The sequence below is a fragment of the Pseudomonas sp. 8Z genome (genome assembly GCF_902506535.1).
Taxonomy (GTDB): Bacteria; Pseudomonadota; Gammaproteobacteria; order Pseudomonadales; family Pseudomonadaceae; genus Aquipseudomonas.
This window is the reverse complement of record NZ_LR733827.1, coordinates 493,887-509,237: the sequence shown is the minus strand read 5'-3', so window position 1 is coordinate 509,237 and position 15,351 is coordinate 493,887. Positions and strand designations below refer to the sequence as shown.

4 protein-coding genes are annotated in these 15,351 nt (G+C 65.7%); 1 reads left to right on the top strand and 3 read right to left on the bottom strand.

The features are described from left to right. Positions 1-183: 183 nt before the first annotated feature. Complete coding sequence (fhuF, locus tag AERO9A_RS15025) at positions 184-912, top strand: siderophore-iron reductase FhuF (protein WP_159972751.1); 729 nt, start codon at positions 184-186, stop codon at positions 910-912. 4 nt (positions 913-916) lie between these two features. On the opposite strand, the gene AERO9A_RS15020 is transcribed toward fhuF, so the two are convergent. From AERO9A_RS15020 to AERO9A_RS15010, 3 genes are read right to left on the bottom strand one after another with little or no spacing between them, the layout of a single operon-like run. Further along, positions 917-2,560: a cyclic peptide export ABC transporter gene (locus AERO9A_RS15020; protein ID WP_159972750.1), complete on the bottom strand. Its 1,644-nt coding sequence runs from the start codon at positions 2,558-2,560 to the stop codon at positions 917-919. Continuing rightward, positions 2,560-6,342 carry a non-ribosomal peptide synthetase gene (locus AERO9A_RS15015; protein WP_159972749.1) on the bottom strand — a complete coding sequence of 1,261 codons (3,783 nt, stop codon included), beginning with the start codon at positions 6,340-6,342 and terminating at the stop codon, positions 2,560-2,562. Before AERO9A_RS15015 ends, AERO9A_RS15020 begins: the two co-directional genes overlap by 1 nt. Continuing rightward, positions 6,339-15,350: a non-ribosomal peptide synthetase gene (locus AERO9A_RS15010; protein ID WP_159972748.1), complete on the bottom strand. Its 9,012-nt coding sequence runs from the start codon at positions 15,348-15,350 to the stop codon at positions 6,339-6,341. The genes AERO9A_RS15015 and AERO9A_RS15010 overlap by 4 nt, the downstream gene beginning before the upstream one ends. Position 15,351: the final 1 nt, after the last annotated feature.

The window sequence follows — 15,351 nt, the reverse complement described above, 5'->3', positions numbered from 1 at the left end:
ATTATCATTAAGCATCTTTGACTTTTATCCCACTCGCTTCGCTTGCCAGGTTCGGTGCGTTTATACTGCCGATGCCATAAGTGATAACGAGTCTCATAAACAAGCGTTCAGCATGGTCCTAACAATTCACTGCTCTTGCCCCAAACCATCGCCTCTGCCGCCTGGCAGTAATGAGCATTCCTGATGATCGCCAGCCTTGCCCCGCTATTCAGTGGCCCATTGGCTGCCTATGGGGAAAATCTGCAGATAGCCACAGAGCAAGACCAGGCACTTGCCGCTTCAAGGCTGTTTCAGGCAGAACACTTCGCTGAGTTCATCCGCACCCTGGCTGCACGCCATGGCACCGACGATCTACTGGCACTGACTTCCATCTGGTCGAAGTGGTATTTCACCAGCTTTCTCGCCCCTACACTGGCCGCCAGTCTGCTGCTGCAGCGCGACCTGCCCATCGCCCTGGGCGATATTGGTGTGGCCCTCTCAGCAGAAGGCAAACCCCTTGGCCTGCGCCTGCAGCATGACGGCAACAATCTGCCGCCCTGCTCGCCCTTCGAACGCTTCAGTACCTTGATGGAGCGACATCTGGAGCCGGTAATCGAGATCATGGCTGGTGCCTCAGGCGCATCACCACGACTGTTCTGGAGCAATGCCGGCAACACCTTCGAGTTCGTCACCACACAGCTCGAACTGCATCCACTGGCGGCGCCAGGCTGCACTGCGCCCGCCAGAGCCATACTGGAAAGCCGCTTGCGCCCCAATGGTCGACGCAACCCACTGTTCGCCCCAGTGCACTACAAGGATGTCGGCACCAGCGAAGCGCAGCGGCTACGCCGTATCTGCTGCATTCGCTACCGCCTGCCCGGCATCGGCTATTGCAGCAGTTGCCCGCTCGATCACGACAAAACGCCCGAGTAACCCACTACCTAACCACCTGGAAGGGACTCTCGCTGCTACGGTCGTAATCCACCAGTTGGCCGTAGTCGAGTCGGTAGATGCGATCCGCCACGTCGAAGTAGCGGTCATCGTGGCTGATGGCGATGATCGTCTTGCCGGCGGCCTGCAGCTCGGGCAGCAGCTCGTGGTAGAAGACGTGGCGGAACACCGGGTCCTGATCCGCTGCCCACTCGTCGAGCAGCAGCACCTCGCGCCCCTCCATCATCAGCAGCAACAATGCCAGACGCTTGCGCTGCCCCTGCGACAGAGCCGTGGTGGACAGGCGCCCCTCCACGAACTGCACCTTGTGCGCCAGCCCCAGGCGTTGCAGGTAGTGATCGACCCGCTCCTCCAGCCCATCGAGCTGACCGTTCTCGCCGAGCACATCGGCGAATAGGTAGAAGTCGGCGAAGATCGCCGCGAAATGCTCGCGGTGCCATTCGCTGTTAGCTGCATCTAGCGTCACGCCATTGAGCGCAACCGTCCCCTCGCTCGGCTGATAAAGGCCGGTCAGCAGTTTGGCCAATGTGGACTTGCCACTGCCATTACCACCGACAATGAAGATCAACTCGCCCCGGCGAACCTGCAGATCAATGGGCCCCAGGTGGAAGGCGAACTCGTCGCTCTGTCCGGGGTAGCGGTATTGCACATTGCTCAGGCGCAACTCACGGAAAGGCTCGGAGGTCTGCTCAGGCTGGGTGAACTGCACCGGCTCACCCAGCGCCAGATCGTCGATGGCCTGCAACGCGACATGACCACGAATCACCGCTGGCACGGCGTCGAGGATCATCGAGATCGGCGTACGCAGGAACATGATCGCCAGCACGTAACCCACCACCACCTGCTGGCTCAGCATCCCGAAGCCCTGGCCGAGGAAGAACAGCGCACCGATCAGCAGGAACACCAGCAGCGAGGTCCAGTTCAGGTTGATCGCCCACAGGGTATCGGCGCGTACCGAGGCCTGCAGAGAATCGCGGGCGATCGGCTCCAGGCGCTGGTTGTACAGCAGTTGCCGACGTTCCCGGCTCAAGGCCAGTTCGCAGCGGCCGTTGATGGTCGCCTCGAACTGCTCGGTCAAGCGGTCATCCTGCTGCCGCACCTGCTGCATCAAGCGCTTGACCTGGCGCCCGAGCAGCACATCGAGCGCTACGCCGAAGGCGATCACCACCAGGGTCAGGACGAAGAACGGCAGGCTCAGCCAGGCCATGTAGGCCAGCCCCGTCAGCAGCAGCAAGCCGTTGTACAGGGAGATCGGCAATTGCTTGAAGGCCGTGGCCACGGTGGTTACGTCCTTGGTCAGGGCGTTGTAGATGCGCGGGCTGCCCAGTCGCTCGATGCGCTCCAGTGTGGTGCCGAGCACCTTACCCACCAGGCGCAGGCGCAACTGATAGACCAGGCGATGGCCGATCTGCACCAGCAGCCACTGGGCCAGGGTGCCGCTGACGAACAGCAGCGACAGCAGGCCGGCGAACAGCGCCAGCGCCTGACCCAGGTTATCCAGGCCCTGCTCCAGGCTGCGGTTGATATAGCCGATCAAACCGATGCTGCTGGCCGCACTCAAGGCACTGCACAGCACCGCCAGGAGAATGCGCCAGCGCGCGTCAATCAGCAGTTCCCTCAATAACATCATCAGTTAGGCACCTTCTCGGCTTGGTGTTGCGGCGCAATGCTCGGCGCCAGCAAGGACAACAGATCCGCACTCAGACGCGGCTCGGCAAGGAGCGCATGATGGCCGACATCCAGGCTGAGATCACGCAGCGTGTTACGCGTGTGCGCCTGCCATTGCGCGCGCAGATCGCCGTGGGCGTTACCTCGCCACAGCCAGATGGGCACCTCGACCGCCGGCAACGCTTGCTCGTACAAACGCGTCTTGATCGCTCGATAACGCACCAGCATGGCCTGCAGCTCGGCATCGGCGCCGTCCCATTGCAGATGCTCACGCACCTCGGCGTCAGCCAGCAGCCGCGTCACGCCCTCGGCATAATCGCAATCGGCCAGTTGCCGCCCCAGACGCTCGCGCAGCGATTTACCAAGCGGTCGCGACTGACTACGGCACTGAAAGGCCAGGTCGGCGAGCAACTGCCCGCCTTCATCGCCCTCGCCCGCCAGGCTGCGCTGCGGGTCGTGATCCACCACCGCCAGGGCCTGGACATCGAAACCCGCCGCTTGCAGATGCGGCGTCAACAGCAATGCCAGACGCGACGCCAGGCTCCAGCCAAGCAGCACCAGCGGGCGCTGTTTGAGCGACGCGGGCATGCTCTGCACATAGCGCTGCAGCAGCGCGTCCAGATCAGCCTCCTGCCAACCGTCGGCGAATGCTGCCAGACCATAAACCGCCTGCTGCTCGCCCAATTGTTCGATCAGCGCTCGGTAGGCTTGCAGATGGCCCTGAGCACCGTGCACCAGCAGCACAGCAGGCGTTTCACCGGCCACCTCATTAAGCACCTGCCAGCCCTCGCCACTCGCGCCCTGATCGAGGCTCTGCACCAGCTCGCGCACGGTCTGCCGCTCGAACAGCAGATTGGTTGGCGGGTTGAGCCCCAGTTGCTCGCGAATCAGTGCCACCACCTTGATCGCCGCCAGCGAGTGTCCGCCCATGGCGAAGAAGTTGTCAGTCACGCCGAGATCCTCGACGCCGAGCACGCGGCACCAGATTTCCAGCACGGCGCTTTCCAGCTCGCCGACCGGCGCCACGCGCGCGCCCTGCAATCGCTGCCGGGCACGTTCGAGCAGCGCCTGGCGATCCAGCTTGCCGTTGCTGTTCAGCGGCAGGGATTTAAGGGCGAAGATACCGGCAGGCAGCATGTAATCGGGCAGTTGCCGGGCCAGGTCGTCACGCAGCAGGTTCGCCGCGCGGCTCTGCCCCTCATCCTCCACGATAAAGGCCAGCAGGCGTTCGCCATCGAGCAGTACCGCTGCCTGCTGTACGCCTGGCAAGCCACGCAAGGCATGCTCGACCTCCGCCAACTCCAGGCGGAAACCGCGAATCTTCACCTGCTGATCGTTGCGCCCGAGGATGCGCAAGGCGCCATCGGCCTGGCGCAGCGCCAGATCGCCGGTGCGATACAGGCGCGCACCGGACAGCGGGTCAACGCCGAACGCCGCGCCGCCGACATTACCCAGGTAGCCACGGCCGACACTGGCGCCGGCCACGCACAACTCGCCCGCCTGCCCACAGGGAACGGGGCGCTGTTGTTCGTCGAGCAGGCAAATGCGGTTGTTGCCAAGCACCTGGTTCAAGGCCGTGCCGCTCACGCCCTGCTCGATGTCGATGGCGCGCCAGAGCACGCCTACCGTGGTTTCGCTCGGCCCGTAGTGGTTGTATAGACGGCAGCCAGCACCTGCCTGTGCCAGCCGCGCCAGCAAGCTCTCGCCCACCGCTTCACCACCGAGCACCAGCACCTGACGCGGCAGCACACCCTCCAGCGGATGCTCGCCGATCAAGGCCTCAAGGTGCGACGGAACGATCTTCAGTACATCCAGCGGATGCTCGCGCAACTCGTCGGCGAAGGCCTGCGCGTCGGTGACGCTGGCCTGGCTCAGCAGGTGCACGCAGCCGCCCTGCAACCAGGCTGGGTACAGCACGGTGTTACCCAGATCGGCAAGCAGCGACGACACCAGCCCGTAGTGAGCCCCAGCCGGCAGATCCAGGGCACGGGTGATCTGGTTCGCATAGTGGCGCAGTTGGCCCTGTTCGATCTGCACACCTTTTGGCTTGCCGCTGGTGCCCGAGGTGTAGAGCACATAAGCCAGGTGTTGCCCTGCGGTGGCCACAGGCGCACTGAGCGCTGGCCCGTCGATGGCCTGTGCCCAGGTCAGGCTGGGCAACCCGTAGGTGCTCGTCAGCTCATCGAGATGCAACAACAACGCAGGCTTGGCATCGTCGAGAATGCTGAGCAAACGCAGCGGCGGCTGCGCTGGATCCAGCGGCAGGTATGCCGCACCGGCTTTGAAGCAGGCCAGCATGGCCACCAGCATCTGCGCACTGCGCGGCAGCAGCAGCGCCACCACCTGATCCGGGCCGACGCCCGCCTGCTGCAAGCTACCGGCGACACGATCGCTCAGCTCATCCAGTTCAGCGTAAGACAACACCTGCTGACCATCGCGCAGCGCCGGACTATCTGGCTGGTTGCGCGCATGGGCACGCAAGCGCTCGACGATATCCTCGTCAGCGGGCAATCCCTCGACCGCCGCCGCTGGCTGCGCCTCCTCGGCCAACAAGGCATCCAGGCTGTCCAGCGGCGCTTGCGGCGCCTGCAGCAGTTGGCCGAGCCAGTGCACATAGCGGCGCAGCAATAGCTGCATCTGCTCACGGCGATACAGCCCGCTGTCATACACCAGCGCCAACTGGCCCTGGCCGGATTCATCCAGCAGCCAGTGCAGTTGCAGTTCCATCGGCGTGTCGAAGGACAAGGCCTGCAGCCCTTGTACCTCACTGACCTGCTGCATGCGCAAACCGGCCTGATAGCTGGCGCGCCACTCCGGCAGCAGCTCGGCCTGGCCGAGGTATTCCTGCCAGAGCACGGCGTTCTCCAGTTGCCGCGCCAGTTGCCGCGCCAAGCTGAGCCAACTGGCGTGCTCGGACAGATGCACCTGCATCGGCAGAGTCTGCTCGAACACCCCGTAAGCGCCCTGCAACTCCTGATAATCGTCACGCGGATCGTGCTGCAGGCCCATTTGTGCGTGACGCTGGCCATTGAGTCGGCTGAGCAGCGCGCCCCAGGCCGCCAGGGCCAGCGGCTCGACGCCCAGTGCCTCAGCCTCGGCCAGTGCCTGCACGGCCGAACGCAATGCAGGTTCGAGCGTCTGCTGCACGCAGGCGCGAGCGCCACTGGCCATGCCGTAGCGCTCGATCAGGCGTTGCCCCGGCACCTCCTGCAAAGCCTGGTTGCGCCAGAACTGCGCGCCCTGCTCGGCGTCCTCGTCCAGTTGCAGACCGGCGATCCACTCGGCGTAATCGCTGTACTGCATCGGCTCGTCATCGCCCGCAACGCCATTCCCCAACAGCTCGCACCGCAGTTGCTCGAAGCTGCGCAGATCCAGCGAGTAGGTTGGCAGCGCCAGCCATAACTGTTGATCACACCACCAGGCCAACAGATCAGGCTGCTGTGCCTGGCAATGCGCCTGAGCCTCGCGCTGCCAGGTGGCCGCGTCCATGCCTGCCGCAGCCTGGCGCCAGTCCAGACGCAACTCGCCCGGCTCGGTCACGCGCTGGCGCAAGCCCGTGGCGCCGAGCGGGCGCTGGTAGCGCAGACGCAGCGCCGCATGGCGATTGAGCAGATCACGCAGGCGCTGCTCGACGCGCTCAGGCGCAGTGCCTGCAAGGGCCATCCGCACCCAGCGATACCCCTGCGCATTGGCCTCGGCCAGTTGTTTCTGTGCCGGAGTCAGGGTCAGACCAAGATCCATCATGGTGTCACCTCCAGAGCATTTTCCTCGGCCTGCGCCGGTGCGGCAGCGACCTGATCGCGGCGGTAGATGTCGCCCATGGCGACGACGATGCGCCGCTCGCCCTCGAAGGGGTCGCGGGCATGGGCGGCCAGCATGTTGTCAAGCATCACCACATCGCCACGCTGCCAGTCGAAACGCACCGCACAACGCTCGTAGGCGGCGTTGATCGCCTCAATGGCGGCCTCTTCCAGCTCGCTGCCATCGCCGTAGAACACCTGCCGAGGCAGCACGCTGTCGCGGCCCTTGAGGAATTGCTCACGGATATCGGCATCGAGAAACGCCGGGTGGTAGAGCTGGATCTGGTTGAAGAAGCTGGCCTCGCCGGTCAGCGGATGCAGAATCACTGCCGGGCACACCTGGCGCGTGTGCAGTTCATTGGCGCCGCGCCACTCGAATTCGATACCGCCCTCGCGGCAGATGCGCTCGGCCTCGGCACGCTCCTCGGTCTGGAAGAAATGCTGCCAACTGACGTCCAGGCTGGCGCTGAAATTGCGCACATACATCAGTTGCTTGCGCCGCAGCTTGTCCTGCAGCCAGCTCGGCAGCTCGTGGTACACCTCACGGCTGTCGACGATGGGCGTGGCACCGCCGCTGGCCGCCGGCGTCTCGCAATAGAACCACTGGCGGCGCGGCCAGCGATGCTGGTGGGCGCTCTCGTTGTGGAACAGAATCATGCGGTCTTTCGGGTACGGCGTGGACTTGTAGATCTTCTTGCCGCCTTCCTTCTTCGGCAGATCGCCGTACTGGCCGTACAGCTCCGGGCACAAGGCCTGGCAGAACTGCTCGAAGTCCGCCGGGGTGGGCAGATCGAAACCACGGAAGAGAATCCCGCCGTGCTCACGCAACCAACCCTCCACCTTCTCGCGATTGGCTTCGGCCCAAACCGCAGGCGCCAGTTCACGATCACGTAACTGCACCAGCAGCGGGAAGTTGGAGCCCGCGCGCAGTGGCCGGGTTTCGATCGGCGCGGCAGCCACAGCCGGGCCGCTCTGGCGCATCTTGCCGAGTTTGCTCATTTTGCGTTGCAGCGGATTGTCCGTAGCGGTGGACATAGCAGCGGCTCCCTTGGAAGGCAGAGGTAAGGTGTCGATAGGGCTGTCCGGCGCGGCCAGTGCGGCCTCAAGCAGTGCCAGGAAGCTGTCACGCAGGCGCTCGATAGTGGCCGCGCGGAACAGGCTGGTGCGATACACCCAGCGCAGGCTGAGGGCATCGCCGTCGGCACTGGCGAACAGCGCCATATCGAACTTGGAGTGTTGTTGTTCGCCCGTCAGCGGCGTCACTTCGAGACTGCCCAGACGCCGCGCCTGACGTGGTGTGTTGTCCAGCACGAAGAGCGTCTGCAGCAGCGGATGCTGATTGGCCACGCGCGGCAGATCGAGGCATTCGACCACCTGCTCGAACGGCGTGTCCTGCCAGGCGAAGGCATCCAGGCAAACATCGCGCACCAGTGCCGCCTGCTCACGGAAACTCAGCTCCGGTTGCACGCGGATGCGCAACGCCAACAGGTTGACGAAAAAGCCAATCAGCGCCTCGGTGGCCGGGTGTTCACGGTTGGCCACGTCGGTACCGATGACCAGATCGCGGCCCTGGGTTTGCCGTTGCAGCACGGCGGCATAAACCGTCAGCAACAGCATGAACAGAGAAACCCCGCTGTCGCGCTGCAAGACCTCAAGACGCGCCAGCGTCGCTGCCGGCAACTGGAAGTCCAGCGCCGCCCCAGCGCTGACATCAGCCTCGGCGCGCGGGAAGTCGAACGGCAATGGCACCTGGCTTGGAATACCGGCCAAGGTCTGCTGCCAGAACTGCTGGCCCAGGCGCTGACGCGCGCGCAGCGCGGGTGAAGCCTGCCACGCGGCATAGTCGACGTACTGGATTGCCAGTTCCTGCTCGACCGGCGCCTGACCCTGGCTATAAGCCTCGTAGCCCTCGACCAGCTCACCGATCAATACCGAACCGGACCAGCCGTCGGAGGCGATATGGTGCAACACCAGTTGCAGCACATGCTCCTGCTCGCCCAGGCGATACAGCACCGCACGCAGAGACGCCTCGCTGCTTAGCTCGAACGGCCGCGTGGCCAGCTCATGGGCGGCCTGCGTCCACTGTGCTGCGCTGACGCTCACCTGCTGCAACGTCAGCGTCGACTGCGCATGGATGCGCTGGCGCGCCTCCCCCTGCTGCTGATGGTAGGTGGTGCGCAGAATCGCATGGCGCCGCACCACCCGCTGCAAGGCACGCTGCAGCGCCTCGACGTCGAGCTGACCACGCAGGCGCACATTACTGCTCATGTTGAAACTGCTGTCGCCGGGCTGCAGTTGCTGCATCAGCCAAACCCGCTGTTGCGCCGGCGACAGCGGCTGGTCGAGCTGCTGATCGACCCGCGCGATGCTCAATGTGGCCGGGTCGATAGCGGCGGCCTGGGTCTCCAGGCGCGCTGCCAGCTCCGTCAGCGTTGGCGTTTCGAACAACCAACGCAGCGGCACCTCGAAGCCCTGCTCGCGCAGCCGCGCGCGCACCTGCGCAGCCATCAGCGAGTGCCCGCCGAGCTGGAAGAAGTGCCCATCGAGCGGCACCTGCTCAAGCTGCAGCACCTGCGCCCAGATCTCGCTCAGCAGCGCCTCGCTGGCGCTCATTGGCCGCTGTGCGCTATCTGCCGTGCGAGGCGCGTCACTCATCTGCGGCAACTGCTTGCGATCCACCTTGCCGTTGCTGTTGAGCGGTAAGGCGTCCAGCGCTTGCACATGGGTTGGCAGCATATACACCGGCAGGCGTGCTTGCAGATGCCCACGCAGCGCGTCGGCACTCGGCTCTGCGCCAGGCTGGGCGACCCAGAACGCAGCCAGGTGCTCGCCCTGCACCGCTACTACCGCCTGAGCAACATCAGGATGCGCGAGCAGCGCCGCCTCGATCTCGCCCAGCTCGATACGGAAGCCACGCAGCTTGATCTGATCATCGCTGCGGCCCAGGTAGTACAACTGGCCATCAGCCTGCCAGCGTGCCAGATCACCGGTGCGGTACAGACGCCCGCCTGTGCCGAACGGGTCGGCAATAAAGCGCTCGGCGCTCAGCGCCGGTTGCTCGGCATAACCACGGGCCAGACCTTCGCCTGCGATATACAGCTCGCCGGCACGGCCCGGTGGCACTTCGCAGAGAAACTCGTCGAGCACATGGCAGCGCGTGTTGAGCAGCGGCCTGCCAATCGGCACCACCGGCTGAGTCAGCTCAGTCACTGGCGTTTGGGTCGACCAGACGCTGGTTTCGGTCGGCCCGTAGACGTTGATCAGGCAGCGCACCAGTGGTTTCAGTGCACTGGCCATTTCCGCTGCCAGTGCCTCGCCACCGGCCAAAGCGACACGCCCGGCCAACACCTGGTGATCGCCCTGCAGCAGCATGGCCCAGGTCGCCGGGGTGGCCTGGATCAGATCCACCGCCTGCTCACGGATCAGTTGCGCCAACAGCAGCGGATCCTGGCGTTGCTCGTCATCGGCGAGCACCACGCTGGCCCCGCGTACCAGTGGCAGGCACAGTTCCAGGCCGCTGATATCGAAGGTCACGGTGGTCAGCGCCAGGTAGCGCTGCACGCCGTCCAGCGGCAAGGCGCGCTCCATCGCCAGGAGGAAGTTGGCGAAGTTGCCCCGGCTGATCTGCACGCCCTTGGGCTGCCCGGTGGAGCCGGAGGTGTAGAGGGTGTAGGCCAGTTGCTGCAGGTGCCTCGGCAACGCCGGTGCGTACGCGGGCTGCGCCGACAACGGCAGATCCTGCCAGCGCTGACAGCGCAGCTCGGCCGGGAAATGCTCATCCTCACACTCGCACAACAGCAGGCGTGGCTGCGCTCGCTGCAAGATGGCGGCCTGGCGCGCAGGCGGATGGCTGGGGTCGAGCGGCAGGTACTGCGCCCCGGCCTTCTGGATAGCCAACAGGCACACCAGCAGACGCTCATCGCGCGGCAAACAGAACGCCACCGTCGACTCCGCCGTTACGCCTTGCGCCAGCAACCAATGGGCAAGCTGGTTGGCCTGCGCCTGCAACTGCCCATAGCTCAGTTGCCGGTCGCGGCAGAACACGGCGGTACGCTCGGGGTGCAACGCGGCCTGCACCTCGAAGCGGGTCACGAAGTCGTCTTCGGCGTGCAGCTCAGCCACCTCACCGGCACTGCGCACACGCTCTATCGAAGCCAGTGGCAGCGCCAGCAGTGGCCGCTGCAAATCCAGATGGGCCAGATTGCCGAGCAGCGCCAGGTAGTCATCCACCAGGCACTGGATGCGCTCGGCATCGAACAGCGCGGTGGCGTATTCGACGATCAGTTGGCTGCTGGCCTCCTCGCCACGGCCCTGGCTGAACAGGTTGAAGGTCAGGTCGAACTTGGCGCTGACCGCGCCTTGCGGCAACGCCAGCGGCGCGACCGTAACACCCGGCAATTGCAGGTTGCGCGCACCGAGGTGATCGACCTGATAGTTGAACATGGCCTGGAACAGCGGCGTGCGGTCGAGGCTGCGCTCGACATCGAGCACGTCGAGCAGACGCTCGAACGGCAGTTGTTGATGGGCCTGATCGTCGCTCAGGCGCTGCGCCAGCGCCTGAATGAACTGCTGCACACTGCCCTGCGGTTCGACCTGCACGCGGTACGCCAGGGTGTTGACGAACAGGCCCACCAGCGCTTGGCTGTCCGCCGCCTCACGCCCGGCCACCGGCACGCCGATGGCGAAATCTGTGCGCCCGGAATGTTTCCAGAGCAGCAGTTGTTGCGCCGCGAAATACAGCACGAAAGGCGTCACACCAAGCTGCTGGGCACGGGCTTTGAGTGCGCCGGTCAACTCGCCCGGTAGCGGGAATTGCGCCCGTACACCGGCATACGCCTGCAATGCCGGGCGCGGCATTTCACCGAGCACCAGCGGCTCGTCGCTCAAACCCTGCAGGCGCTGCTGCCAGTAATCGAGCAATTTCTGACCGGCCTGTCCTTCCAGCGCCTGGCGCTGCGCTTCGATCACCTGGAGCAGTCCCGTTGCTGGCGCGCTCGGGCGACCGTCATAGAGGCTGGCCAGATCCTGCACCAGCAGCCCCATCGACCAGCCATCTACGGCGATATGGTGGGCATTGAACAGCAGGCGATAGTCGTCTTCGGCAAGCTGAAACAGGTCGATGGCCACCAGCGGCCCCTGGGCCAGGTCGAAGACCCGTTGCGCGGCCTGGGCAATCGCTGCCGCCTGCTCCGCTGCCGATGAGGCGCGCAGATCATGCAGGGTAAAGCTGGCCTCGGGCGCCTCAACCAGGCGCTGACGCACCTGCCCGCTGTCCTCGAAGAAGCGGCAGCGCAGGGCTTCGTGGCGCTCGATCAGGCTCAGGCAGGCGCTGCGCAGGCGTGGCACATCCAGCTCACCCTGCAAGGCCAGCAGTTGCGTGACGTTGTAGGCGGTGGCTTCGGGTTCGAGCTGCTGCATAAACCACAGCCGCTCCTGAGCATGGGACAGCCGTGCCACGGCGCTGACCTGTGCTGGCGGCGGCGCTGCGGGTTCAGGCGCAGGCTCCAGCGCAGCCGCCAGTTGTCGTGGCGTGGGGTTTTCCAGCAACTGGCGCGGCATCAGGCGCAGGTCGGCCTGGCGCAGCCGGGCGATCAGTTGCAGGCTGAGGATCGAATCGCCGCCAGCAGCGAAGAAGTCGTCGTCCAGGCCCAGTTGCGCTTGGCCGAGCAATTCACGGAAGGCCGCCAGAATACTGGCCAGGCGCGGCTGCGCGCGGCAGTCGGCACTCGCCGCCATGGCCGCCAGGGTTGATTGTTCAAGCACGTCGCGTGGTTGCAGGCGCAGACCTTCGCGCGCGGCCAGGCCGATCAGTTGCAGGCTGAGGATCGAGTCGCCGCCGAGGGCGAAGAAATCGTCCTGGCGACAGACCGAGGCGCAACCCAGCACCTGGCACCACAGCCGCGCCAACAACACCTCGCTGGCACTCTGCGGCGCCTGCCCACTCTCATCCACGACCACACTGGTTTGCGGCTCGGGTAAGGCACGGCGATCCAGCTTGCCATTGGCAGTCAGCGGCAGGGCGTCCAGGCTCGACCAATACGCCGGCTGCAGAGGTTCAGGCAGTTGCGCACGGGCCTGCGCCTGGAGGGCGCTCAGCTCGTCCGGGGTCAGGCGCGGCGCGACATAGGCCACCAGTTGCAGACGACCCTGAATCTCGCGCGCCAGCACGGCGGCTTCGCGCACCAGCGACTGTCGGCTCAGCCAGGCGCTGACCTCGCCGGGTTCGACGCGGAAACCACGAATCTTCACCTGATCGTCCTGGCGCCCGAGGAACAGCAGGCGCCCGAGCTGATCCAGGCGCACGCGGTCGCCGCTGCGGTAGAAGCGCCGCCCTGCGTCCTCGATAAAGGCAGCGGCTGTGGCTTCGGGCTGACCGAGGTAGCCCTGTGCGACCTGCGGGCCGCCGATCAGCAGCTCACCGGCCACGCCGTGCGGCACCGTCTGGCCCGCGACATCGACGATACGCAGTTCGGCACCGGCCAATGGTTGGCCCAGCGGCAGGTAAGCGCCCTGCCCGGCCTCAGTCACCTCGCCACAGACCACGCCGACGGTGGTTTCCGACGGGCCATAGTGGTTGAACACACGCAGCGTCGGCGCCAGCTCGCGGATGCGCGCGAACAACGCCGCATCGAAACCTTCACCGCCGAGGATCAGCAAGCGACGCGGCAGTACCCGCCGAGCATCGTCCAGCGCCAGCAGGCCGCGCAGGTGCGAGGGGGCGATCTTCAGGCAGTCGACGGGATGCTGCGCCAGGAAGTCGGCCCAGCCCGGTGGATCGAAAGCCAGCGCGGCCTCCGGCAGGATCAGCGGATCACCTGAGTGCAAGGCGGCAAATACGCAGGTCAGGCCGAGGTCGGCGGCCACCGTGGCCAGGGTCGCCCAACGGCTGCCGGCACTGGCCTGCAAACGCTGGCTGACGGCAACGGCGTAGTGCGCCAGGTTGGCATGGCTGACCAGCACGCCCTTGGGCTGGCCGGTAGAGCCCGAGGTATAGATCAGGTAGGCGGCCTGCTCGGGCTGGCTAAGGCTGACCGCCGGCTGCTGCGGTGCGGGGGCGGCGAGATCGGCGGCGCTCAGTTGCAAGCGCGCCACCGCGCCGTTCAGCGCTGGCGCCTCGGTCAGGGTCAGCAGCAGGCTCGCCGCGCTGCTTGCAAGCAGTTGCTCAAGACGCTGCGCGGGCTGCGCCGGATCGAGAAACAGGCAGGTAGCGCCACGTTGCCAGCAAGCCAGCAGCGCCAGCACCTGCTCGGCGCTGCGCGGCATGCACAGGGCCACCACCTGGCCAGGGCCAATGCCCTGCTCGGCCAAGCGCAGCGCCAGGGCCTGCACGGCATTGGCCAGTTCGCCATAGGCCAGCGTCTGCCGGGCATCGCACAGGGCGGGCGCTTGTGGCGTGCGCGCGGCCCATTGCTGCACCTGGCGATCCAGCGGTTCGGGGCTGGTGTCCAGCGCGGGGCCCTGCAGTTCACTGCGCGGCGAGGCCAGGCGCAGCGCCGACAGCCGCTGTTCGGGATTGCTTGATGCGTCCTGCAGGATGGCCTGCAGATCGTCGAGCAGTTGTTCGATGGTGGCGGCCTCGAACAGCTCGTCGCTGTATTCCAGCTCGCAGCGCAGGCGCTGATCGGCGCAGCGCAGCAAGCGCAGAGTCAGGTCGAAACGGGCATGGCGCTGCGGCGGGTCGAGCACTTCGACGCTCACGCCCGGCAGGCTCAGGGTACGGCTTTCCGGCAATTCGACCTGGACGAACATGGCCTGGAACAACGGGCTGGAGCGCGGTCGGTCGAGCGCTTCGAGCACCTTCTCGAAAGGCAGGGTCTGCTGGTCGAAGGCGGCTGCCACGCTGTCGCGAGTGCGCAGCAGAGCACTGCGAAAGTCCGGGTCATCCTCCAGGCGTTGACGCAACACCAGAGTGTTGAGCAGCGGCCCAATCAGCGGCGCCAGCTCGGGGCGATCGCGTTGTGCCACCGAGGTGCCCAGGCACAGGTCGCGTTCGCCGCTGTAGCGCGCCAGCAGGCAGGCGAAGGCCGTCAGGCCGAAGATGTACAGGGTCACGCCCTGCTCACGAATCGCCTTATCGACCTGCGCCGACAAGGTAGCCGGCAGCTCGCGCACTCGCACTGCACCACTGTGGCGGCGCTGGTTGGTCGGCGGCTGCGGGTGGTCGTATGGCAGAGCCAACGGGCCAGGCGCATCGGCCAACTGGTTGCGCCAGTAATCGAGCTGCTGGCGGCAGGCGTCGCTGGCTAACCATTCGTGCTCCCAGGCTGCGTAGTCGGCGTACTGGATGCTGAGCGATGGCTGCTGAGCGGGTTCGCCCAGGCTCAGCGCGCGGTAGCCCTCGGCCAGTTCGCGGGTCAGTTGCTGGGCCGACCAGGCGTCGTAGGCAACGTGGTGGATGGTAAAGAACAGCCAGGTGCTGCCCTGCTCAGCATCGCTGAACGCACGCCAGCGCCAGGGCATCTCGCGGCTCAGGTCGAAGGGCTCGGCCAGTTGCCGGGCGTACTCGTCGGCGCACCATTGCTGCGGGTCGGCGATAGCTTCTGGCGGCAACGGCTCAACCGCTGGTAGGCCCGCCGTCCAGGGCTCGCAATGCGCCTGCAAGCGGCCATGGGCATCGGCCAGATAGCGGGTGCGCAGGATGGCGTGGCGCTGCACCAGTTGCTGCATGGCCTGCTGCAGGCAGGCCAGATCCAGCCGACCATCGAAGCGCAGCACCGAGCAGAGGTTGTACAGCGCGCGGCTGCTCAGGGCCTCAGCGGAGAGAAAACGCAGTTGCGCATGGGCCAGCGGCACCGCGGCCCCCTCCCCGCCAGTGGCCGGGACGATAGGCAGGCGCCAGCTATCGATGCCCTTCTCGGCCAGGCGCTGACGGAACAGTTGCTTCTTGTCCGCTGGCAGCGAGGCCAGGCGCTGGGCGATTTCGACAAAGGCCTGTTGGTTGGTCGCATTCATC

Excerpts from the sequence above, each read along its gene's own strand:
- fhuF (WP_159972751.1), top strand. The coding sequence starts at position 184 with ATGATCGCCAGCCTTGCCCCGCTATTCAGTGGCCCATTGGCTGCCTAT.
- AERO9A_RS15020 (WP_159972750.1), bottom strand. The coding sequence starts at position 2,560 with ATGATGTTATTGAGGGAACTGCTGATTGACGCGCGCTGGCGCATTCTC.
- AERO9A_RS15015 (WP_159972749.1), bottom strand. The coding sequence starts at position 6,342 with ATGATGGATCTTGGTCTGACCCTGACTCCGGCACAGAAACAACTGGCC.
- AERO9A_RS15010 (WP_159972748.1), bottom strand. The coding sequence starts at position 15,350 with ATGAATGCGACCAACCAACAGGCCTTTGTCGAAATCGCCCAGCGCCTG.